The organism is Erythrobacter westpacificensis (assembly GCF_039542285.1).
GTDB classification, from domain to species: Bacteria; Pseudomonadota; Alphaproteobacteria; order Sphingomonadales; family Sphingomonadaceae; genus Alteraurantiacibacter; species Alteraurantiacibacter westpacificensis.
Genome location: NZ_BAABHV010000022.1, coordinates 171,316 through 191,193 on the forward strand (window position 1 = coordinate 171,316; position 19,878 = coordinate 191,193).

24 protein-coding genes are annotated in these 19,878 nt (G+C 65.1%); 11 read left to right on the forward strand and 13 right to left on the reverse strand.

From position 1 onward, the window contains the following. Positions 1-57: 57 nt before the first annotated feature. The 3 genes from ABFX23_RS15980 to ABFX23_RS15990 are packed head-to-tail and all read right to left on the reverse strand — an operon-like array spanning position 58 to position 2,360. Positions 58-612: a fasciclin domain-containing protein gene (locus ABFX23_RS15980; RefSeq protein ID WP_346033974.1), complete on the reverse strand. Its 555-nt coding sequence runs from the start codon at positions 610-612 to the stop codon at positions 58-60. Positions 613-626: 14 nt separating this feature from the next. Further along, on the reverse strand, positions 627-1,697 hold the full coding sequence (locus ABFX23_RS15985) for a hypothetical protein (RefSeq protein ID WP_346033975.1): 1,071 nt from the start codon (positions 1,695-1,697) through the stop codon (positions 627-629). 57 nt (positions 1,698-1,754) lie between these two features. After that, positions 1,755-2,360: a lysozyme gene (locus ABFX23_RS15990; RefSeq protein WP_346033976.1), complete on the reverse strand. Its 606-nt coding sequence runs from the start codon at positions 2,358-2,360 to the stop codon at positions 1,755-1,757. A gap of 136 nt (positions 2,361-2,496) precedes the next feature. Here ABFX23_RS15990 and ABFX23_RS15995 point away from each other — a divergent pair, with 136 nt between their 5' ends. Continuing rightward, positions 2,497-2,706, forward strand: coding sequence for a helix-turn-helix transcriptional regulator (locus ABFX23_RS15995; RefSeq protein WP_120076858.1), 210 nt, complete (start codon positions 2,497-2,499; stop codon positions 2,704-2,706). 6 nt (positions 2,707-2,712) lie between these two features. Further along, a complete protein-coding gene (locus ABFX23_RS16000) occupies positions 2,713-3,360 on the forward strand; it encodes a hypothetical protein (RefSeq protein ID WP_346033977.1) in 648 nt (215 codons plus the stop codon). 79 nt (positions 3,361-3,439) lie between these two features. On the opposite strand, the gene glnA is transcribed toward ABFX23_RS16000, so the two are convergent. From glnA to ABFX23_RS16025, 5 genes are all read right to left on the reverse strand, one after another. Continuing rightward, complete coding sequence (glnA, locus tag ABFX23_RS16005) at positions 3,440-4,849, reverse strand: type I glutamate--ammonia ligase (protein ID WP_120076856.1); 1,410 nt, start codon at positions 4,847-4,849, stop codon at positions 3,440-3,442. A 74-nt stretch (positions 4,850-4,923) separates the two neighbouring features. After that, positions 4,924-5,262, reverse strand: coding sequence for a P-II family nitrogen regulator (locus ABFX23_RS16010; protein ID WP_346033978.1), 339 nt, complete (start codon positions 5,260-5,262; stop codon positions 4,924-4,926). Between the two features lie 273 nt (positions 5,263-5,535). After that, the gene (gene argC / locus ABFX23_RS16015) at positions 5,536-6,471 is read right to left on the reverse strand and encodes an N-acetyl-gamma-glutamyl-phosphate reductase (protein ID WP_346033979.1); all 936 of its coding nucleotides are present in this window, start codon (positions 6,469-6,471) and stop codon (positions 5,536-5,538) included. 3 nt (positions 6,472-6,474) lie between these two features. Then, positions 6,475-6,834, reverse strand: coding sequence for a hypothetical protein (locus ABFX23_RS16020; protein WP_346033980.1), 360 nt, complete (start codon positions 6,832-6,834; stop codon positions 6,475-6,477). Between the two features lie 95 nt (positions 6,835-6,929). Continuing rightward, the gene (locus ABFX23_RS16025) at positions 6,930-8,315 is read right to left on the reverse strand and encodes a leucyl aminopeptidase family protein (protein ID WP_346033981.1); all 1,386 of its coding nucleotides are present in this window, start codon (positions 8,313-8,315) and stop codon (positions 6,930-6,932) included. Between the two features lie 60 nt (positions 8,316-8,375). Between ABFX23_RS16025 and ABFX23_RS16030 the strand changes: the two genes are divergently transcribed. The 4 genes from ABFX23_RS16030 (at position 8,376) to ABFX23_RS16045 (ending at position 11,796) form a co-directional block, all read left to right on the forward strand. Next, positions 8,376-9,191 (forward strand): DUF4163 domain-containing protein, encoded by an 816-nt coding sequence (locus ABFX23_RS16030; RefSeq protein ID WP_346033982.1) that lies wholly within the window; start codon positions 8,376-8,378, stop codon positions 9,189-9,191. Between the two features lie 43 nt (positions 9,192-9,234). After that, positions 9,235-10,059: a type I methionyl aminopeptidase gene (gene map, locus ABFX23_RS16035; RefSeq protein WP_346033983.1), complete on the forward strand. Its 825-nt coding sequence runs from the start codon at positions 9,235-9,237 to the stop codon at positions 10,057-10,059. Between the two features lie 78 nt (positions 10,060-10,137). Next, positions 10,138-10,488 (forward strand): c-type cytochrome, encoded by a 351-nt coding sequence (locus ABFX23_RS16040; RefSeq protein WP_346033984.1) that lies wholly within the window; start codon positions 10,138-10,140, stop codon positions 10,486-10,488. A 63-nt stretch (positions 10,489-10,551) separates the two neighbouring features. Then, positions 10,552-11,796: a cation:proton antiporter gene (locus ABFX23_RS16045; protein ID WP_346033985.1), complete on the forward strand. Its 1,245-nt coding sequence runs from the start codon at positions 10,552-10,554 to the stop codon at positions 11,794-11,796. Here the strand turns inward: ABFX23_RS16045 and ABFX23_RS16050 are convergent. Both ABFX23_RS16050 and ccmA read right to left on the reverse strand, forming a co-directional pair. After that, complete coding sequence (locus ABFX23_RS16050) at positions 11,793-12,431, reverse strand: heme exporter protein CcmB (protein ID WP_346034041.1); 639 nt, start codon at positions 12,429-12,431, stop codon at positions 11,793-11,795. The two genes, ABFX23_RS16045 and ABFX23_RS16050, sit on opposite strands and share 4 nt — an antisense overlap. 20 nt (positions 12,432-12,451) lie before the next feature. After that, positions 12,452-13,045, reverse strand: coding sequence for a heme ABC exporter ATP-binding protein CcmA (gene ccmA / locus ABFX23_RS16055; RefSeq protein ID WP_346033986.1), 594 nt, complete (start codon positions 13,043-13,045; stop codon positions 12,452-12,454). 53 nt (positions 13,046-13,098) lie between these two features. Here ccmA and ABFX23_RS16060 point away from each other — a divergent pair, with 53 nt between their 5' ends. Beyond that, on the forward strand, positions 13,099-13,386 hold the full coding sequence (locus ABFX23_RS16060; RefSeq protein ID WP_346033987.1) for a 4a-hydroxytetrahydrobiopterin dehydratase: 288 nt from the start codon (positions 13,099-13,101) through the stop codon (positions 13,384-13,386). 4 nt (positions 13,387-13,390) lie between these two features. On the opposite strand, the gene ABFX23_RS16065 is transcribed toward ABFX23_RS16060, so the two are convergent. Genes ABFX23_RS16065 through ABFX23_RS16075 form a run of 3 tightly spaced genes read right to left on the reverse strand, consistent with a single transcriptional unit; the run spans position 13,391 to position 16,876 of the window. Beyond that, positions 13,391-14,218 (reverse strand): SDR family oxidoreductase, encoded by an 828-nt coding sequence (locus tag ABFX23_RS16065; protein WP_346033988.1) that lies wholly within the window; start codon positions 14,216-14,218, stop codon positions 13,391-13,393. Between the two features lie 15 nt (positions 14,219-14,233). Further along, positions 14,234-16,204, reverse strand: coding sequence for a S9 family peptidase (locus ABFX23_RS16070; RefSeq protein WP_346033989.1), 1,971 nt, complete (start codon positions 16,202-16,204; stop codon positions 14,234-14,236). A 54-nt stretch (positions 16,205-16,258) separates the two neighbouring features. Then, on the reverse strand, positions 16,259-16,876 hold the full coding sequence (locus tag ABFX23_RS16075; RefSeq protein WP_346033990.1) for a DNA-3-methyladenine glycosylase family protein: 618 nt from the start codon (positions 16,874-16,876) through the stop codon (positions 16,259-16,261). A 71-nt stretch (positions 16,877-16,947) separates the two neighbouring features. Between ABFX23_RS16075 and ABFX23_RS16080 the strand changes: the two genes are divergently transcribed. From ABFX23_RS16080 to ABFX23_RS16095, 4 genes are all read left to right on the forward strand, one after another. After that, complete coding sequence (locus ABFX23_RS16080) at positions 16,948-17,265, forward strand: 2Fe-2S iron-sulfur cluster-binding protein (RefSeq protein WP_346033991.1); 318 nt, start codon at positions 16,948-16,950, stop codon at positions 17,263-17,265. 202 nt (positions 17,266-17,467) lie between these two features. Then, positions 17,468-18,490, forward strand: coding sequence for a cysteine synthase A (locus ABFX23_RS16085; protein WP_346033992.1), 1,023 nt, complete (start codon positions 17,468-17,470; stop codon positions 18,488-18,490). 10 nt (positions 18,491-18,500) lie between these two features. Further along, a complete protein-coding gene (locus ABFX23_RS16090; RefSeq protein ID WP_346033993.1) occupies positions 18,501-18,866 on the forward strand; it encodes a hypothetical protein in 366 nt (121 codons plus the stop codon). Continuing rightward, the gene (locus ABFX23_RS16095; protein WP_346033994.1) at positions 18,850-19,692 is read left to right on the forward strand and encodes a motility-associated ABC transporter substrate-binding family protein; all 843 of its coding nucleotides are present in this window, start codon (positions 18,850-18,852) and stop codon (positions 19,690-19,692) included. The genes ABFX23_RS16090 and ABFX23_RS16095 overlap by 17 nt, the downstream gene beginning before the upstream one ends. Positions 19,693-19,878: the final 186 nt, after the last annotated feature.

Consider the following 19,878-nt stretch of genomic DNA (forward strand, 5'->3'; position numbering starts at 1 on the left):
AAAAAGGGGGCGGCCTGTAACGGGCCGCCCCCTTTTCTATCGTAAGGCTCGAAAGTATCAGCCGGGTTCGTCGGTAGACTTCAGCACGCCGTCGATCGGGAAGACAGAACCGTTGGCGCCGCTCATCACAGCGCCGGCAACGCGGGCCTCGGTCCCGTCTGACGAGGCCACGAGCAGTGTGCCGCCATCCTCGCTGAACGTCAGGGTGTTGGAGCCCATGGTCTGCATCTCCACCGATCCGCCGCCGCTCTCGATTGCGCCCACGATATCGTCGCGGGTGAGGAAGCCGGGGACGATGTGTTCGCGCAGGATGGCAACGCGGGCGGCCTGCGCTTCCTCGCCGTCCAGCGGAATGTCGAGTGCATCGAAAGCGTCGTCGGTCGGCGCAAAGATCGTGTAGGGCGCATTGCCGTCGAACACGTTCTGGAGGCCGGTGTCGCCGAGAATCTCTGCCGTCGTCGATAATTGCTCATGCTCCTCGACCAGCGCCGCCAGGGTTTCACTGCCGACTTCGCCGCTGGCTTCCGCGTCTTCGGCACTGTCGGAGCCGCAGGCCGTCAGGGCGAGCATGCCGCCCGCCGCGAGGGCGGTGAGGATTGTTCTCTTCGTCATTCGCGGGGTTCCTCTCAGATCAGCAGTTCGATGGCCGCGGCGACAAGCCGGGTTTCGGGGTCGATCTCGTAGACGTAGCCATCGTTGTAGCGGTACATCGCGCCGGGCCGGTCGTAGTAGCGGTCCCGGTAGCTGTAAGGCACGTTGTAGACATCGTACCCGCGCGGCATGGGCTGGCCGACGGTGAACTGGTCGCCCGTCAGCAGCGCCGCGATGGAGGTGATGGCGGCGGTCTCCGGGTCCATCCGATAGACCACGTTATCGGCATAGCGATAGCGATCATAGCCGCCGAGACCGTAGTAGTTTTCGTAGTAGGTCGGCATGCGCGAATAGCGATAGTCGTCCGGCCACGGGTTGCCGATGGACAGCGCGTCGCCCAGCAAGGGAATGTAGCCCGAGATACCGCCGCCGCTGCCGAGCCGAAGCAGGAAGCCGTCGTCGTAATAGTAGTTGCCCCGCCTGTCGCCGAAGAGGCCGCCGAGGCCCCACCAGTCGGGCGAATAGCGGCTGTAGCGATAGCGGTCCTGCTGGCGGGCAAGGCCCGGCGGGCGACAACCGTTGTATTTCTTCGCAAGGCCCGGGGGACATCCTTCGGCGATGCGGGAAGACACGCGGCGGAAATCGAAATCCGGCCCGTCGTCGTAGCGGACACCGATGTTGGCGTTGCCGCGATTGCCACTGTTGCCGTTCCCGCGAGCGACCGGCGGTCCTCCTCCGTTGCCATTGCCACGCGCGACGGGCGGTCCACCGCCGTTGCCATTACCGCGTGCGACAGGCGGACCACCGCCATTGCCGTTTCCACGCGCCACCGGCGGTCCGCCGCCGTTGCCGTTGCCATTCCCGCGCGCCTGTGGGGGAGGGCCGCCACCACGCTCACCGCGCGCTTCCATCTGGCCACCGCCACGGTTGCCGCGGTTGGCGTTTCCGTTTCCGCCTCCGGGATTGGACGGGCCTGCCTGCGCAGGCGGTCCGCCCCGATTGCCGTTGTTTCCGTTGCCACCGCCGTTACCGTTGCCATTCCCTTGGGCAAGGGCAGGGGCAGCAGCCAGGGCGATAGCCGAGATCGATGCGAACAATAGTTTCATCTCTAAGGCTCCTCTTGAAACGGGGAAACGGCGGGCCCTGGCAGGTGGTTCCGCCCGCTAGTGCATTCCGCGCCGGTATAGCGCCGCCTCGGCCGCACGGCGGCGGGCAAGCCCGCGCATCACCCGGCCCCCGGCATAGCACCAGCGCGCGAACTCTTCTGCCGCGCTCTCGAAGTCGCCCGCACTGTGCTTGCGCGTGAGAGTGGCGTTGGAAATGGCACCGGTGTTGTAGTGGAAGCTGACCAGCGCATCGAACTGAAGCTGGCTGGTGGGGGCATCGCCCAGCGCGGCGGAGACCTGCCGGGCGTAGCGTTCGAGGTCGGCTTCCAGCCGCGCGTCGCAGGCATCTTGCGTCCACACGGTGCCTTTCTCGATCCCCGGCCCGGTAGCACCCCAGCCGATGGTCCACGGCGCGCCGCCCGTGCCGGGGTCGGGGTAGGCTTCCACCCGGCCATCGCTCCGCACCTTTGCGCAGCCCTCGAACCGCTTGATCAGCGCCACGCCTTCCCGCCCGATGGCCGTGGGCGCGGGAGAACCTGGAACACCTGGAACACAGTCCTGGGGCAAAAGATCGGCGGCCTCGTCGATCTGCGCGACCTCGCTGCGCGAGAGCGGACGGCCCAGGATGCGTCGAACGGTATCGAAAAGCGGTTTTCGCGTCATGGCGTTGGTTTCCTGCAGTTGATCGGGCGGCGGCGCTAGGCCCGGCGGGCGGCTGTAGGAAAGGGCTGTAAAGAGTTCTTGACTGACAAGAATTCTTTACAGTAAAGAGCTCTTTACAGGCAGACGGGATGATTCGGTGAAGAACCGCGTGAAGGAACACCGCGAAGGGCAGGGCTGGAGCCAGGGCGAACTCGCCCGGCGGCTGGGCGTTTCGCGGCAGACGATCAACGCGGTGGAGACCGACAAGTACGATCCCAGCCTGCCGCTGGCGCTGCGCATGGCGAAGCTGTTCGCCGTGAGCGTGCCGGAGATATTCATCGACGACTGGGAACCGGAGGCGGAGTAAATGGACATGGCAATCGAAGACAAATCCAAGAGCAAGACGGGCAAGATGATCCTCGCGCTCGGCCTCGGCGGCGTGGCCGGCTTCTTCGCGGCCATGGGCTTCATGCAACTGGTGAAGACCGGCGCACTGGGCGAATTCACCACCTCGCAGGAGATCGCCGGGCTGGTGGGTATCATCTACATCCTCACCGCGCTGGCCGTGAGCGTTGGGCTCGTTAGCCCCTCCGTCGGCGCGCGGTTCCTGAACGTCGAGGATGCCGATGAACTGCGCGAACAGTACCGTATGCTGACTTGGAGCGCGGTCGGCATGATCGCCCTGGGCGTGGCGCTGCTGCTGGCGGCGATCGGGGTGCCCGGCGGCCCGCTCGCCCCCGGCGTGGTGCTGGTCGCCGTCGTGGCACTGGTGGGCCTCGCCTGGTTCGCCGGATCGCGGCAGCGCCGCCACGTGGACGAACTGATGGCCAGCGTCTCGACCGAGGCGACTTCGGCTGCGTTCTATCTCGCCTTCCTGATCGGCGGCGGCTGGTCGCTGCTGGCGCACCTCGAATACGTCACCGGCCCGGCACCGCTCGACTGGCTGACCCTGTTCGCGGGGCTGCTGATGGTGTCGTGCTTCATCGTCGCGGGCAAGCGCGGGTTGCTGGTGCAGCGGTAAGCTCTCGCTCACACGGGAAAGAAAGAGGGCCGCCCGGTTTCCCGAGCGGCCCTTTTGTTTGGCTTTGAGCCGGTAGCTCTTACGAGCTGTAGTACATGTCGAACTCAACCGGCGACGGCGTGGTTTCGAAGCGCAGCACGTCTTCCCACTTGAGGTCGCAGTAGGCGTCGATCTGGTCCTTGGTGAACACATCGCCCTTCAGCAGGAACTCGTGATCGTCGCGCAGGGCCAGCAGAGCTTCGCGCAGCGAACCGCAGACGGTCGGCACGTCGGCCAGTTCGGCCGGCGGCAGGTCGTAGAGGTTCTTGTCCATGGCGTCGCCCGGGTGGATCTTGTTCTCGATCCCGTCGAGGCCCGCCATCAGCAGGGCCGAGAAGGCGAGGTAGGGGTTCGCCAGCGGATCGGGGAAGCGGAATTCCACGCGCTTGGCCTTTTCGCCCGAGCCGTAGGGAATACGGCACGATGCGGAACGGTTGCGGGCGGAGTAGGCCAGCAGCACGGGAGCCTCGAAGCCCGGTACCAGACGCTTGTAGCTGTTGGTGGTCGGGTTGGTGAAGGCGTTCAGCGCCTTGGCGTGCTTGATGACGCCGCCGATGTAGTAGAGGCAGTTTTCCGACAGGCCGGCATATTCGTTGCCTGCGAACGTCGGCTTGCCGTCCTTCCAGATCGACATGTGGGTGTGCATGCCGGAGCCGTTATCGTCCTTGATCGGCTTGGGCATGAAGGTTGCCGTCTTGCCGTAGGCATGGGCGACCTGGTGCACCACGTACTTGTAGATCTGCACGCGGTCGGCGGTTTCCACCAGCGTGCCGAAAGTGATGCCGAGCTCGTGCTGGGCCGAGGCCACTTCGTGGTGATGCTTGTCCATGGGCAGGCCCATTTCCATCATCGTGGAGACCATTTCGGCGCGGATATCCATGGCGGAATCGACCGGCGCGACGGGGAAGTAGCCGCCCTTGGCGCGCGGGCGGTGGCCCATGTTGCCCATTTCCATCTCGACACCCGAGTTGGTCGGCAGTTCGACATCGTCGATCTGGAAGCCCGAGCCGGCATAGCCGTCTTCGAAGCGTACGTCGTCGAACATGAAGAATTCGGGTTCCGGACCGACGTAGACGGTATCGCCGATGCCGGTGCTCTTCAGGTAGGCTTCGGCGCGCTTGGCGGTGGAACGCGGATCACGGCTGTAGAGTTCGCCGTTCGACGGTTCCACGATGTCGCAGTTGATGACCATCATCGGCGTCGCGCTGAACGGGTCGATATAGACCGAGTCCAGGTCCGGACGCAGGATCATGTCGCTCTCGTTGATCGTCTTCCAGCCCTCGATCGAGGAGCCGTCGAACATCATGCCTTCTTCGAGCATGTCCTCGTCGACAACGCTGGCGCACATCGAGAGGTGCTGCCACTTGCCCTTGGGATCGGTGAAGCGGACATCGACCCATTCGATCTCCTCATCCTTGATTCGCTTGGTGATATCCTTAGCACTGGCCATGATAATCCTTCCTTGGAATTGAACGTAGTGTTGTCTGTTCTGGCGGGTTTCGCCGGTGGAGATCGTGCTGCCCGTTAAAGAGCAGCGTCGTCCTGTTCTCCGGTACGGATACGGATTGCCGTCGCGATGTCGGAGACGAAGATCTTGCCGTCGCCGATGCGGCCCGTCCTGGCGGCATTGGCGATGGCTTCGGTCACCTGATCCGCAAGCGAATCCGGCACGATGATCTCGAGCTTAACCTTGGGCAGGAAATCCACGACGTATTCGGCACCGCGATACAGCTCTGTATGGCCTTTCTGGCGCCCGAAGCCCTTCGCCTCCGTCACGGTGATGCCGGACACGCCCACTTCGTGCAGCGCGTCCTTCACTTCGTCGAGCTTGAAGGGTTTGATGATGGCTTCGATTTTCTTCACTGAATTCCCTGTCGTTACCCGAACCTGGCCGGGCCTTTCTCCCTTGGGCGATACCCGGTCGAATGATGTTCAAGAATCATGCCAGACACCAATGGCCTGTTGCTAGACAATCGCGGGCACGAGCGAAAGGGCGGATTCGCAACATTACGGCGAATTCGCGGGCGCCCCCGGCAATCAAATTGCGTGGCTGACGCCGCCGCTTTTGACCTTTTTGCAGGCAGTGCTGCCCGAATTTTGGGCACGCTATCCGGCAGGGTATCGTGCGCGTGCGGATCAGGCCCGCAGTCCGGCCAGCGGATCGCAGCCCGCCATCAGGTTGAGCGACTGCACCGCGGCCCCGCTGGCGCCCTTGCCAAGGTTGTCGAGCACGGCGATCAGGCGGGCGGTGTGTCCCTCCTTGTCGGCGAAGACATAGAGGTCGAGACCGTCCCAGGGTTCGGCGTTCTTGTGCAGCAGCAACTCGCTCACGTCCTCTTCCGGCTGATGCACGGTGACGAGGGGCGCGTTCTCGTAATAGCGGGCCAGTTCCTCGCGCAGTTCCTCCGGCCTGGCAGAGTTGCGCATGGCCTCGATCGGCAGGGGCACTTCCACCACCATCCCGCGGAAGCCGGCAATGACGGAGGGCGCGAAGACCGGCGCGTGCTTGAGACCGGCCTTGCTCTTCATTTCGTCCAGATGCTTGTGATCCAGTCCCAGGCCGTAAGCGCGAAAGGCGATGTCGCTGCCTTCACCCTCGAACCGCTGGATCAGGCCCTTGCCGCCGCCGGAATAGCCCGACACGGCATTGACGCTGTAGGGCCAGTCGTTCGGCAGGAGCTTGGCGCGCACCAGGGGAGCGACCAGGGCCAGGAAGCCGGTAGGATAGCAGCCGGGATTGGACACCCTGTCCGCGCCCGAGACCACGTTGGGGCCGACCAGTTCGGGGAAACCGTAGATCCAGCCCTTCGCCGTGCGGTGGGCGGTGCTGGCGTCGATTACGCGGGTGCCGGAATCCTTGTCGATCAAGGCCACGGCTTCGCGTGCTGCGTCATCTGGCAGGCACAGGATGGCGAAATCGGCGAAATTCAGGGCGGAGCGGCGGCAGTCCTCGTCCTTGCGTTCGGCGTCGTTGAGGCGAACCAGCTCGAATTCCTCGCGGCCCTCCAGCCGGTCGGCGATTTCCAGGCCGGTGGTGCCCGCGCCGCCATCGATGAAGACGGTGTGCGCCATGCTTCAGCCTCCCGGTGTTTCCAGCCGGTCGAGCCGGATGTAGCCGACCGGTCCATGCAGCGAGAGGCAGCCCCAGGCCCACTCGCGGGTTACGTCGAGCACTTCGAAGCTGTCGCCTTCCAGCAGGACGCACAGCTCGTGCGAGGTGTCGTCCGGATCGGCATAGAGCGGCGCGCCGCCCGGCAGCACGCTGCGCGGCTGGGGCACCGCGTAGTGCGGCACGAAGTGCTTTCCGGCGAGGCCGATGTGCGCCAGATCGCCGCGCAGGGGGACCTGCCGCGGCTCCGGCTTTTCAACCGGACCCGTAAGAGCAAACGGACCCTGCGGTGCGTGGCCTGTCATCGTGTTGTCGTCCTGGCTCAAGCGCCGCTCACCTGTTTCCAATAACGCGGGGCCTGGGTGCCCCGGTGCAGACTGCCGCGCTTAGCCGCGCGGGACCGCTGCTGCAACCTTGCGCCCTAACCATATCGACCGCGCAGCGCGTGGAAGGCCGCTCGCAGGCCCAGTGCAGCACCGCCCTTCGACCGTCCCGGCTTTGCAGAGGGACGCCAGGCAAAGGTATCGAAGTGCGCCCAGTCGATGCCTTCGCCCACGAACTTGTCGAGGAACAGCCCAGCGACGCTCGCCCCGGCAAAGCCATTCGTATGGGTGTTGTTGGTGTCGGCGATGTCGCTTTTCAGCCACTCGGCGTAGGCGGCTGGCAGCGGCAGGCGCCAAGGCTCGTCGTCGTGCGCCTTCCCGGCGGAGATAAGCTGCTCGGCCGTCTGGTCGCGCCGGGTCATCAGCGCAGGCAGGTCCGGCCCCAGCGCCACGCGCGCGGCGCCTGTCAGGGTGGCGAAATCGAGGATGAATTCCGGCTCCCGCTCGCTGGCGAGGGTGAGGGCGTCGCCAAGGATCAGGCGTCCCTCGGCATCGGTGTTGCCGATTTCCACTGTCAGGCCCTTGCGGCTTTGCAGCACGTCGCCGGGGCGGAAGGAATTGCCCGCAATGGCGTTCTCCACGGCGGGCACGACGGTGTGCAGGCGAACCTTCAGGCCGGCCTTCATGATGAGTTCCGACAGGGCGAGCGCGTGCGCCGCGCCGCCCATGTCCTTCTTCATCAGCAGCATCCCGCGCGAAGGCTTGATGTCGAGACCGCCCGAATCGAAGCACACGCCCTTGCCGACGATGGCGATCTTCGGATGGCTTTCGTCGCCCCATTCCAGCTCGATCAGGCGCGGGGCGTGCTTGCGTTCGGCGGCCCGGCCTACGGCGTGGACCATGGGAAAGCCCTTCTCAAGCGCATCACCGCGCGTCACGGTGATGCTGGCGTCCTGTTCCTTCGCTATCCGCTCCGCCTCTGCCTCCAGCGCGGCGGGGCCCATGTCTTCGGCGGGCGTATTCACCAGGTCGCGTACGAGGCTGGTCGCGTGCGCCTCTGCCGTTACCAGGTCGATCTTCGCCACGTCCTTCGTCAGCAGCACTCGCGGCCCTTCGGCATCCTTGTCGTCAAGGTAGCGGGTGAAGCGGTACTGCGCCGTCATCCAGCCGAACATGGCAGCGCCGGCGGAGAAATCGTCCGCCAGGCGGTAGGTGCCTTCGGGCAGCTTCTCCGCCAGTTTCGCTAGGCACCAGCTGGAAAGGTCTGAAGGGTCGGACACGCCGCCCACGGCGAACCAGCCTTCTCCATCCGGAACGATTCCCACCTGGTAACCGGCGCCTGTGAATTTCTGCCCGGAAAGCGCCGCGCGTTGCGGACCGCTCAAGCCCTTGGCAAAGCTTTCGAATGTGTCCTTGTTGACGAGATGGATCGTAGTGGCATCCTGCTCGCGATCCGGCTGGATGAGGTCTGGTGCAATAGTCATGGAATTCCGCTTGCCGTTTTCGTCGCCGTTTGGGAAGGCTTGGCGTAGATGGACTCTACGATGATCCGACGATTCACCTTGCTTGCGGTTCCGACTGCGCTGATCGCCTGCAATCCGGGCGAGCAGGCCGCAGACCCGCAACCGACTACCGCGCCCGAAACACCGCAGCCTCCTGCCACGCCGGAGGGGACGCCCGCTCCGCTGGGCGGCGCGCGCACCGTGTCGGAGCGGACCGACACCTACCTGTTCGAATACAGCTATCCGCAGGCCGCGGGCGATACAGAGGGGCTGGCAGGCTGGCTCGATTCGCGGCTGGAGCAGGAGCGGCAGGAACTCGCCGGCCGTGCTGCGCAGGGGCGGGAGGAAGCGCGCGACAACGGCTTTCCCTTCAACACCTATTCCAGCGAGACCGCGTGGGAAGTGGTGGCGGACCTGCCCGGCTGGCTCAGCCTGTCTGCCGACCAGTCCTTCTATTACGGCGGGGCGCATCCGAACTACAGTTTCGATACGATCGTGTGGGACAAGGAAGAGGGCAGGTCGGTGGAGCCGATCGCCTTCTTCACTTCCGCCGCCGCGCTGGACGAGGTGCTGGGACCGCAGCTGTGCGAAGCCCTGAATGCAGAGCGCGAGAAGCGGCGCGGCGAACCGGTGGACGCAGATTCCGACGACAGTTTCGATGCCTGCGTGAAACCCGACGAGGGCAATCTGCTGCTCGGCTCCACCAACGGGCAGGGGTTCAACCGCATCGGCATCCAGATCGCGCCCTACCTGGCGGGCCCCTATGCGGAAGGCAGCTACGAGTTCACTTTCCCGGTAACGGCAGAATTGCTGGAGGTCGTGCGGGAGGAATATCGCGGCGCCTTCACCGCCCCCTAAAGCCGGTCTCGCAATTCGCGGGCAAAGTGCCTAGATGGAGCGCATGACCGAATACCAGCACGTAACCGCCGACACGTCCGTCTACCGCGACGGCACCATCAAGCTGCACGGCCCGGAAGGGTTCGAGGGTATGCGCAAGGCAGGCCGCCTGGCCGCCGAAATCCTCGACGAGCTGACCACCCGCGTCGAGCCGGGTGTGACCACGGGCGAACTGGACAAGGTGGTGCGCGAGATGACGCTGGATGGCGGCGCGGTGCCCGCGACCATGGGCTATCGCGGCTTCACCCATTCGTGCTGCACCTCCATCAATCACGTGGTCTGCCACGGCATTCCGGGCGACAAGCGGCTGAAGGAAGGCGACATCGTCAACATCGACGTCACCCCGCTGCTGGACGGCTGGCACGGCGATTCCAGTCGCATGTATTTCGCCGGAGAACCCTCCATCAAGGCAAAGAAGCTGGTGGAAGTGACGCACGAGTGCCTGATGATCGGCATTGCCGAAGTGCGCCCCGGCGCGCGGCTGGGCGATATCGGTGCGGCGATCCAGGAATATGCGGAGCGTCACCGTTACGGCGTGGTGCGTGAATTCTGCGGCCACGGCCTTGGCCGCCTGTTCCACGACGCGCCCGAAGTTGTGCACGCAGGAAGGCGCGGCACGGGTCCGGAGCTGAAGGCGGGCATGTTCATGACCATCGAGCCGATGATCAACCTTGGCCGTCCGCACGTGAAGATGCTGAACGACGGGTGGACCGCGGTAACGCGCGACAAGAGCCTGTCGGCCCAGTTCGAACATTCCATCGGCATCACCGAGGACGGCTGCGAGATCTTCACCAAGAGCCCCAAGGGTCTGGACAAGCCGCCTTACTGATCCGGCCTATTGATTTGGCGCAACGACCTTTTTCCCTGTAGGGCTATGTTCGCCCGATAGATGAATGGAAGAGGCCGCATGAAATCGTCGATCGCATCAGTAATCCTCCTCGCCGCGCTGGCTGCATGTCAGACCGTGGAGCCGGAGCCTGTCGCCGCTGCCGATCCGGAAGACCGCGCGCTGGCCCAGGCCGCCTGCGGTTCGTGCCATTCGGTTGAGCCTTATGGCCTCTCGCCCAACCCCGATGCGCCGGAATGGCCAGCAATCGCCAATCGCCGCGGGCTGACGCGCGAGACGCTGACGACCTGGCTGGTCAGTGCACACAACTATCCCAGCGAAATGGATTTCTACCTCGAGGACGACGAGGTGGAGCAACTGGTCGACTACATGCTGACCCTGCGCCGCGAGGACTATCACCCGCCCTACTAGGCCGCATCGGCACAGGCGCCGGCGTCGAGCGTTCATGCCAGACGTAGCCGGAAACCTGCCCAGATGTTCGAATTCGATTCCTTCCACGTGCTTTTCGCCGCCGCCGGTGCGGCGATCATCGCCAGTTACTGGCTGCCGCGCTTTTTCTCTGGCCGGGAGCCTGCCGCGGCACCTGTCCTGATCGCGCTGGGGCTGGTTGCTTTCGCCTGGCTGCCGGGAATGCCCGAGGCTGTCGATCCGCTGGAAAATCCCCGTATCTGGGAAGTCACCGCAGAACTCGCCGTGATCATCGGACTGTTCGGCGTGGGCCTCAGGATCGACACGCTGTTCGGGCATGGCCTTTGGAAGCCAACGCTGCGGCTGCTGCTGATCGGTATGCCCGTCACCATCATCGCGCTGTCGCTGTTCGGCTGGTGGGCTGCCGGGATGACGCTGGCAGGCAGCCTGCTGCTGGGGGCCGTTCTTTCCCCAACGGACCCTGTGCTGGCAGGTGACGTGCAGGTAGGCCCGCCGCTGGAGGGCGGGGAACACCCGGTGCGCTATGCGCTCACCACCGAGGCAGGACTGAACGACGGGCTGGCCTTTCCCTTTGTACACCTGGGCGTGCTCGTGGCGACGGCAGGCGCACTGAGCACGGGCCTCGCCACCGAGTGGGTGCTGCGCGACCTGTTGTACCGCGTGGTGGTCGGCGGTGTCGCAGGGGCAGGGGCGGGCTGGCTGCTGGGCCAGATCATGTTCGACTGGCCGCGCGGCAACACGCTGTCGAAAACGCAGTCGGGCGTGGTCGCCTTTGCCGGTGTGATCTTCACCTACGGCATCACCGAATTGCTGGAAGGCTATGGCTTCATCGCCGCGTTCGTTGCCGGACTGGCGCTGCGGCGCGAGGAGTCCCAGGACCATTTCCACGAACGGCTGCACAGTTTCTCCGAAGCGCTGGAGCACACCCTTACCGCCGTGCTGCTGGTGGCGCTTGGTGCGGCAATTCCCGGCCTGCTGCCCTACCTCGATTGGCCTCATGCCATGATCGGCCTCGCGCTCATCTTCCTGATCCGGCCGATTGCGGGGTGGTTTTCGCTTGTCGGGGCAGGGTTGAAGACACGGGAGCGGGCGACCGTGGCCTTCTTCGGCATACGCGGCATCGGCTCGATCTATTACCTCGCCTATGCCTCGCACCATGTCGAACTGGTGGACGAGGGCGCGCTGTGGGCAACGGTGGCGTTCACCATCGTCGTCTCTGCCATCGTTCATGGCTTGAGCGCAGGGGTGGCTGTCAGCCGGGCGACGGGCGAGGAAGAGGCGCCGCGCTAGCCTTCGCGCGCCGCGCGGATCGCTGCACCGCCCGCGAACGGCGCGATGGCGACGAGCAACAGGCTGATCGCGGCGGTGAGCGCAATGCCGCCGTCACCGCCTGTCGATAACGAACCCGCGCCGAAGATCAGCAGCGGCACGGCAAGGGGGATGACCAGCAGGCCGGACAATGCCGCGCCTCCGCCGCGCAGGCCCACCGTGACAGCGGCGATGATGATGCCGATGGCGGCAAGGCCCGGTGTCCCTGCCAGCAGGCCCAGCTCGACCGTGCGCAGCGTCTCACCGTCGATCCCCAGCAGCGCGCTGGCGGGAAGGGCAGCCAGCATCAGGAACGGGCCGAAGCTGATCCAGTGCGCCAGCAACCGCACGGCGACCACGACTTCCTCGGCAATGCCGCGCAGCGCCCACTGGTCGAAGAAACCGTTTTCGAGGTCTGGTGCCAGCAGCCGGTCCAGCGGCAGGATCGCGGCGAGCAGCGCGGCAACCCAGATCACGCCGCCGCCGGTCGCGGCCAGTACGTTGGGGTTCGGTCCCACGGCAAACGGATAGAGCATGGCGACCGCGAGGAAGAACAGCAGAGGCAGCAGCGTATTGCCCTTGCGCGCGCCCGGCAGAAGCTGCGCCAGGTCGCGCATCAGCAAGGTGCCGAAGCCCCTCACGCCGCCAGCCCCCGCGCATAGTCGGGCAAGTCGAGAACGGCCATTCCGGGCACGGCGATCGGCTGGTGGCTGGCGACAAGCGCAAGGCCGCCGCCTGCGATGTGTTCTGCAATCAGCGCCTCCACCAATGCAACGGCATCGCGGTCCAGTCCGTTCAGTGGCTCGTCCAGCAGCCAGACCTGCGCGTTCTGCCCCAGCAGGCGGGCGAGGGCGGCGCGCTTTCGCTGGCCGGTGGAAAGGTAGCGCACCGGCACGTCCAGCAGGTCGGCAAGGCCGAGGCGGATCAGCACGCTGTCCGCTATCGCGCCGTCCAGCCCGGCCCAGAACGCGAGCGCGCGGCCCAGCGGCAGGTGTTCGTCCAGCGCCATCGTCTGGTCCAGCAGGCCCGTGCTGCCCTGCCGCTCGACTTCGCCCGCGTAAGGTCGCAGCAGTCCGGCGAGGATGCGGATGAGGCTGGACTTGCCCGTGCCGTTCGATCCGGTCACATGCAGCGCCTGTCCGCCGACGATATCCAGCGACAGGCCGCGGAACAGCAGGCGCTCTCCGCGCCGGCAGGCCAGGTCACTCGCAGCTAGTCGGCACGGTTCCATTGCCTCGTGCGTTAGTGCACAGGACCATCAATACGCAAGCAAGGGAGTGACACATGGCCGTAGAGAAACTGGGCAGGAGCGAAGCGGAAAGCGCGCTTGCAGAGCTGGACGGCTGGGAATTCGACCGCGACGGCGATGCCATGCGCAAGGTCTTCAAGTTCTCCGATTTCAGCGAGGCGTGGGGTTTCATGAACCGCGTCGCCCTGATCGCGGAAAAGAGCGACCACCATCCCGAATGGTTCAACGTCTACAACAAGGTGGACATTACCCTCACCACGCACGATGCGGGCGGACTGTCCCAGCGCGACGTGAAAATGGCCAAGGCGATCGAGGCGCTCTAGCGGTTCAGTCCAGCGCCGCGCGCCCCTCGCTGCGTTCGTGCGCTTCGGCGAGGGTGCGAGCACGCTGGCGCAGCTTGCCGGGGAACCACTTGGCAACGCGCGCCATCTTGCGCGCTGTCTTGCCCACCAGGCGGTGCACCTTGTTGCCGTGGACGGCTTTCCACGCTTCTTCCGCCACCTCTTCGACGGGCGTGAATTCAAGTCCTGCTTTTACCACGGCATCGCGGATGGGCGTGTTGCGACTGCGGTTGGGGGGCATTTTCAGCAGCGGCGTATCGATGAAGCTGGGCATCAGCGAGCGGACCCTGATCCCGGCGGTGGACCACTCTGCATCCAGGCTCTCGGTCATGCTCTTCACGCCGGCCTTGGTCGCGCCGTAGACGCTCTGGTTGGCCATGCCGTATATCGCGGCTGCGCTGGCGGTGTTGAGCAGGCAGGCGTGGGGCGCGGCGGCTTTCAGATACTCGTATCCGGCCTTCGCCCCGTAGAAAACGGCGCGCAGGTTTACATCCAGCAGCAGGTCCAGTTCCTCGTGCGTCACCTCCGACAAGGGGCCGCCGGAGGGTAGCCCTGCGTTGTTGGCGATCACGTTGATCGCGCCGCCGCTGTGCTCGGCAAAATCCGATAAAGCCACGTCCCACCCGGCGCGGTTCGTCACGTCGAAGGTGTAGGTGTAGCACTGCCCTTCCGGCAGCAGGGCCTTCGTTTCCTCCAGCCCCGCAGTGTTGCGGTCCGCGATGCCGACCAACCAGCCCCTGTCCGCGAAATGCTGCGCGATGGCGCGGCCGATACCCGATCCGCCGCCGGTGATGAAAATGCTTTTCTGCCCCATGTCTCTCAGTGCCTCTCAGTCGCCAGAGAGACCCTTAACATGTTCGCGCCCGTTGCGAATGTCCGCAGTGGACGCACCCAGCGTTTCGCCCACAGGTTCGGCCCGCCCGCCAATGCATTCGGCAAGGAAATTCTCGGCAATGGCGTTGAAGGCAATGTTGTTTTCCGGGCGGTGGAAGCCGTGCCCCTCGTCGGGGAAAAGCACGTAGGTCACGGGCACGCCGTCGCGCTCCATCGCCTCCACGATCTGGTCGCTTTCCGCCTGCTTCACGCGCGGATCGTTCGCGCCCTGGCCGATCAGCAGGGGCTTGGTAATGTCCTTCGCCTTGTAGAGCGGGCTGATCGACTGGAGGAACTTCTTGCCTTCCTCCGTCGTGGGATCGCCCATGCGTTCGTGGAACTGCTTCACCAGCGGCTCCCAGTAGGGCGGGATGGTTTCCAGCAGCGTTTTCAGGTTCGAGGGGCCGACGATATCGACGCCGCAGGCAAAGGTTTCCGGCGTGAAGGTGAGGCCCACCAGCGTGGCGTAGCCGCCGTAGGAGCCGCCCATGATGGCGACCTTGTCCTTCTCGGCAATGCCCTGATCCACGGCCCAGTCGACGGCATCGAGCAGATCGTCGTGCATCTTGCCCGACCATTCGCGGTTGCCCGCGTTGATGAAATCCTTGCCGAAGCCGGTCGAGCCGCGGAAGTTCACGCTCAGCACTGCATAACCGCGGTTGGCGAGCCACTGGTGCGTGCGGTTGTAGCCAAAGGCATCGCGCGCCCACGGTCCGCCGTGGACCACCAGAACCATCGGCACCGGCGCATCGGGCACGCCGTCGCCATCGGGATCGCTCTGCGGGGGGAGGGTGAGGTAGCTGGGCAGCACCAGCCCGTCGCGCGAGGTGATCTCGCGGGCGTGCATCGGCTGCAGCGGGGCGCCCTCCAGCTCGGGATAGGTGGTGTAGAACTTCGTCAGCGTCATCGCGTCGCGATCGAACAGGTAGCTGGCGACGGGCGCGTTCAGCGGATCGTTCGCCACCAGCCAGCGGCGATCGTCATCGGTGCGCGACTGCACGCCGAAATCGCCGTCCAGTTGCTCGCACAGCCAGTCCAGTGCCTTGCCTATCTCGGGGTCGATGGCGTGGTGTTCGGTGCGCAGGTAAGTGACGGTGTAGGCCTGCACTTCGCCCGTCTGCTTGTGGCGCAAGGTGCCGCCGATATCGGCCTTGTCGTGCTCTGCCACCAGCACGCGCTCTCCGGTCTCGGTGTTCTCGGCGAACAAGGCGGCGGTGTTACGACCGCGGCTGTCCAGCCAGTAGAGCGTCTTGCCGTCGGTGGTGTAGCCCGCCATGCCGGTGGTGAGGGAATCGTCCAGCCCGGTGCGTTCACGCGGGGTTTCTTCCACCTTGCCGTCCACGACCTCGTGCATGTCGGTGCCGCCCTCGGCGTTCTGCCGCACGGCCCAGCGCAGGGTAAGGCTGTCGTCCGCCTCGAAACCCGCCCACTCGTTGTTCTCGAACACCAGCTCCAGCTCGCCAGTATTGAGGTCGAGCAGGTGGACATCGTGGAAGCGCGCATCGCGGTTGTTCAGGCCGACGAGGATCTTGTCCTTGATGGTGTCCGAACCGCCGACGATCTGCACCCGCGTCTCCTCGAACGGAGTGAGGCACTTCTCCTTCGCCTCGCCTTCCACCGGCACGCTGTAGAGCAGGTAGTTCTCGTCGCCTTCCTTGTCGCGGATGTAGAGCAGGCTGCGGCTGTCGGGCGCCCAGAAATACTGCGGGATCGGACGATCCTTGGCGCTCGTCATGCGGCGCGCACTGTCGGGATCGTCGGCCGGAGCCATGAACACGTTCATCACGCCTTCCCACGGCGCCATCCAGCTGACCCACTTGCCGTCCGGGCTGATCTTCCCTTGCGCGCGGGTGGGATTGCCGAACAGGTGATCGCGCGGGATCAGCGGGGTGTCGGATACGCGGGTGGCGGCGGTCTGGTCGGTCATGGGGTCTCCCTTGGTGTGGCTTGGGAGGTAGGAACCGTCAGGCGTGTTGCCAAGCTAAAGCGCCGGATTGTCGTAGCAGTGCCAGGTGAAGATCGCGGTGGCGCCGCGATGCGGCCGCCATGGCTCGGCGAGGGCGCGGGTGGCTTTCTCGTCTGGGCGTTCCTCCAGGCCCAGGATCTTGCCGATACCGGCCATCACCGCCAGGTCCCCGGCGGGCCAGATGTCGGGGCGACCCTCCGCGAAAAGCAGGTAAATTTCCGCCGACCAGCGGCCAATGCCCTTTACCTTGGTGAGTTCGGCGATCGCTTCCTCGTCGTCTGCGGGCAGGTTCTCCAGATCGACTTCGCCTGCCGCAACCAGTTCGCAAAGGCTGCGGGCATATCCCTGCTTCTGCCGGGAAAGGCCGCAGGCGCGCAGCGTGTTGAAATCGCGTTCGAGCAGGCAGGTGGGGGTGAAATCCGAGCCAAGTTCGGCTTCCAGCTTGTTCCACATGCTGCTGGCGGCGGCGACCGAGACCTGCTGCCCCACGATGGTGCGCAGCATTGTCTTGTAGCCGGTCTCGCGGATGCGCGGTTCGGGGTAGCCCGCGATCTCCAGCGCACGGGCGATGGCGGGTTCGCGGGCGGCCACTTCATCGAGGCTGCTGCGTATCTGGTCAGCGGTAAGGCCCATGCTTGTCCTTCTTGCAAAGAGAGGCGCGCTTGCCTAGCAGCCGCGGCAAAGCAAACGCGAGGATTACGAGTATGCCCACTCTCAACGTCACCAATCGTTCCGGCGAGGAAACCACCGTCGAGGTCGGCAGCGGCCTGACCGTGATGGAAGCGATCCGCGACAACGGCTTCGACGAATTGCTGGCGCTGTGCGGTGGCTGCTGCTCCTGCGCGACCTGCCATGTGCATGTCGATCCGGCCTTCAAGGACAAGCTGCCCGCCATGAGCGAGGACGAGGACGACCTGCTCGATTCCAGCGACCACCGCACCGAAAATTCGCGCCTGTCGTGCCAGATTCCCTTCACCGACGACCTTGATGGCCTGAAAGTTACCATCGCCGACGAAGATTGAGCCTATTGTTTTTCGATCACGCCTCCGCGTGATCGTCCTCGGTGCTGTTCGCTGCGTCCTGCGGACTGCGCGGCACCTGCGGGCTGCGCGTTCGCGCGCTGTCGGTCGCTGGTCGCGACCGATACAAGGGCGAATGAGACTTTTTACTACCCGACCCCTTCTCGCGTTGCGCTGAGCGCATCTGCGTCCTAACTCCGTCGTCATGACGAACCTGCCTGTCCAGACGAAGACGCTCGACCTTATCGGCAACACCCCGCTTGTCCTGCTGGATGGCCCCAGCAAGGCGGCCGGCTGCGAGATCTGGGGCAAGTGCGAATTTGCCAACCCCGGTGCCTCGGTCAAGGACCGGGCGGCGCTGTGGATCATTCGCGATGCGGAGAAGCGCGGCGAACTGAAGCCGGGCGGCACAGTCGTGGAAGGCACGGCGGGCAATACCGGCATCGGCATTGCGCTGGTCGCCAATGCGCTGGGCTACAAGTCCGTCATCGTGATGCCGGACAACCAGTCCAAGGAAAAGATGGACACGCTGCGGGCGCTGGGTGCCCAGCTCGTCACGGTGCCGCCCACCAAGTTCGCCGATCCCAACCACTTCGTCCACACCAGCCGCCGCATCGCGGAAGAGACCGAGAACGCGGTCTGGGCCAACCAGTTCGACAACATCGCCAACCGCCGCGCCCACATCGAAGGCACCGCGCCCGAAATCTGGGAACAGATGGAAGGCCGCGTCGATGGCTTCACCTGCGCCGTCGGCACCGGGGGCACGCTGGCAGGCGTGGGCATGGGGCTGAAGGAAAAGGACGAGAAGGTCCGCATAGCGCTCACCGATCCGCACGGCGCGGCGCTCTACAACTACTACAAGAACGGCGAGCTTTCGTCCGAAGGCTCCTCCGTGGCCGAGGGCATCGGGCAGGGGCGCATCACCGCCAACCTGGAGGGCGCGCCGGTAGATACGCAGTTCCGCATTTCCGACGAGGAAGGCATGGAATGGGTCGCCCGCCTGCTGCGCGAGGAAGGGCTGTGCCTCGGCCTCTCCAGCGGCATCAATGTGGCAGGCGCGGTGGCGCTGGGCCGGCAGTTGCTGGCGGACGGCATCGAGAACCCGCGCGTCGCCACGATCCTGTGCGATACGGGCTTCCGCTATCTCTCCACGCTCTACAATGCTGAATGGCTGCGCGCGAAAGACCTCCCCGTGTTCGACTGGTTAGGTTCAGCTTCGGAGGAGTAGGAACCGGCGCATGGCACTCGACCCCAGAGACCTCCTAAGGCCACTGAAGCCGCAAAGCGAGCCTGCTCCACTGGGCGGAACGCGTGCGGAGCGTATCCAGCGCGTGCAGATCGGGCTGATCGGTATCGGAGCCATGGTCCTGCTGCTGGGGCTGGCGGATATCGTCACCGAGCGGGCGCAGCAAACGCAGGCCGATGCCGTGCCGGAAGCCGCGCCGACGACCGAGCCGACGCAAGCACCCAAACCGCGCGATCCGCTGGCCGATGCGGGCGTGGTACCTGAACTTTCCGGCGATCCGACACCTTCGCCGTCGTCTTCCGCCACGCAGGCGACGCAGGACGTGCCCTTGCCGAATACCGATGTCCCGCTGGAATAGGCTGCTTGTCGCCGCAATGCTGGGCGCTGCTCTCGCCTTCCCGGTGCGGGCGGAGGATGGACAGCGCCCGCCGCTGGCCCTGATGGGCACCGTGCCGATCTACTGGGGCGAAGCGGCCGGGCTGGACGAGATGCTGAACGGCCATGCGCCGCGCCACTGGGTGCGCGCCGTGCTGGAAGAAGGCTTTACGCTTGCCCCGCTGGATTACCTTTCCGCCGAAGCGCTGGCGGGGCACCGTTCGCTGCTGATGGCGCAGCCGCGCGGCCTCTCGGCGGAGGAGAACGTGGCGCTGGACGCCTGGGTGCGCGAGGGCGGTACCCTGCTGCTGTTTGCCGATCCGATGATGACCGGCGAATCGCGTTTCCACCTGGGAGACAGGCGCCGCCCGCAGGACGTGGCGCTGCTGTCTCCGATTCTTGCGCATTGGGGTCTGGCGCTGGAGTTCGACCCCGCGCAGCCCACAGGGCCGCAGATGGTCGACCACTTCGGCGATTCGCTGCCCGTGAACCAGCGGGGAAGGCTGAGCCACGTGGGCGATGCCGACTATTGCAACATACCCGGCGAGGCGTTGCTGGCGCATTGCGTGATCGGGCAGGGGCAGGCGATGATCGTTGCCGACGCCGCCATGCTCGATATCGCAGGCCCGTACACCGATGCCGAGGCGGCGCTCCGCTGGCTGCTTGGCCATGTTTTCGAAAATTTTGGGGACAGCGCGGGAAATGTCCCCCTGGGTGAGCTGCCAGCCAGCGAAAATGGCACAAATCCGCCAGAAATTGGCCGGTTAGATCATCACCGGCACCACCAAGGGAGCGGGAATTCGGACTAGGAAAAACAATCGGTTACGGCGTTCTCCCACAATTTCCCGCAATTTCCCCTTCCATCCCGCGCCTTCGCGCGTTATTCCTCGAATCCATCGGACACATAGCCCGTGCTGCGCTTCGGGATGGAGCGACCGGGCCGCGTTGATGCGCGGCCAGGAACGGAGGGGGTTTGTCCGGTGAAGGGCACTTTA

What these genes read in the sequence shown, in the direction of transcription:
- ABFX23_RS15985 (WP_346033975.1), bottom strand. Translation starts at nt 1,697, where the DNA reads ATGAAACTATTGTTCGCATCGATCTCGGCTATCGCCCTGGCTGCTGCC.
- ABFX23_RS16090 (WP_346033993.1), top strand. Translation starts at nt 18,501, where the DNA reads ATGGCACTCGACCCCAGAGACCTCCTAAGGCCACTGAAGCCGCAAAGC.
- ABFX23_RS16085 (WP_346033992.1), top strand. Translation starts at nt 17,468, where the DNA reads ATGACGAACCTGCCTGTCCAGACGAAGACGCTCGACCTTATCGGCAAC.
- ABFX23_RS16050 (WP_346034041.1), bottom strand. Translation starts at nt 12,431, where the DNA reads ATGCGCGACCTGGCGCAGCTTCTGCCGGGCGCGCGCAAGGGCAATACG.
- map (WP_346033983.1), top strand. Translation starts at nt 9,235, where the DNA reads ATGACCGAATACCAGCACGTAACCGCCGACACGTCCGTCTACCGCGAC.
- ABFX23_RS16060 (WP_346033987.1), top strand. Translation starts at nt 13,099, where the DNA reads ATGGCCGTAGAGAAACTGGGCAGGAGCGAAGCGGAAAGCGCGCTTGCA.
- glnA (WP_120076856.1), bottom strand. Translation starts at nt 4,849, where the DNA reads ATGGCCAGTGCTAAGGATATCACCAAGCGAATCAAGGATGAGGAGATC.
- ABFX23_RS16030 (WP_346033982.1), top strand. Translation starts at nt 8,376, where the DNA reads ATGATCCGACGATTCACCTTGCTTGCGGTTCCGACTGCGCTGATCGCC.
- ABFX23_RS15990 (WP_346033976.1), bottom strand. Translation starts at nt 2,360, where the DNA reads ATGACGCGAAAACCGCTTTTCGATACCGTTCGACGCATCCTGGGCCGT.
- ccmA (WP_346033986.1), bottom strand. Translation starts at nt 13,045, where the DNA reads ATGGAACCGTGCCGACTAGCTGCGAGTGACCTGGCCTGCCGGCGCGGA.
- ABFX23_RS16080 (WP_346033991.1), top strand. Translation starts at nt 16,948, where the DNA reads ATGCCCACTCTCAACGTCACCAATCGTTCCGGCGAGGAAACCACCGTC.
- ABFX23_RS16045 (WP_346033985.1), top strand. Translation starts at nt 10,552, where the DNA reads ATGTTCGAATTCGATTCCTTCCACGTGCTTTTCGCCGCCGCCGGTGCG.
- ABFX23_RS16040 (WP_346033984.1), top strand. Translation starts at nt 10,138, where the DNA reads ATGAAATCGTCGATCGCATCAGTAATCCTCCTCGCCGCGCTGGCTGCA.
- ABFX23_RS16000 (WP_346033977.1), top strand. Translation starts at nt 2,713, where the DNA reads ATGGCAATCGAAGACAAATCCAAGAGCAAGACGGGCAAGATGATCCTC.
- ABFX23_RS16070 (WP_346033989.1), bottom strand. Translation starts at nt 16,204, where the DNA reads ATGACCGACCAGACCGCCGCCACCCGCGTATCCGACACCCCGCTGATC.
- ABFX23_RS15980 (WP_346033974.1), bottom strand. Translation starts at nt 612, where the DNA reads ATGACGAAGAGAACAATCCTCACCGCCCTCGCGGCGGGCGGCATGCTC.
- ABFX23_RS16025 (WP_346033981.1), bottom strand. Translation starts at nt 8,315, where the DNA reads ATGACTATTGCACCAGACCTCATCCAGCCGGATCGCGAGCAGGATGCC.
- ABFX23_RS16075 (WP_346033990.1), bottom strand. Translation starts at nt 16,876, where the DNA reads ATGGGCCTTACCGCTGACCAGATACGCAGCAGCCTCGATGAAGTGGCC.
- argC (WP_346033979.1), bottom strand. Translation starts at nt 6,471, where the DNA reads ATGGCGCACACCGTCTTCATCGATGGCGGCGCGGGCACCACCGGCCTG.
- ABFX23_RS16065 (WP_346033988.1), bottom strand. Translation starts at nt 14,218, where the DNA reads ATGGGGCAGAAAAGCATTTTCATCACCGGCGGCGGATCGGGTATCGGC.
- ABFX23_RS16095 (WP_346033994.1), top strand. Translation starts at nt 18,850, where the DNA reads ATGTCCCGCTGGAATAGGCTGCTTGTCGCCGCAATGCTGGGCGCTGCT.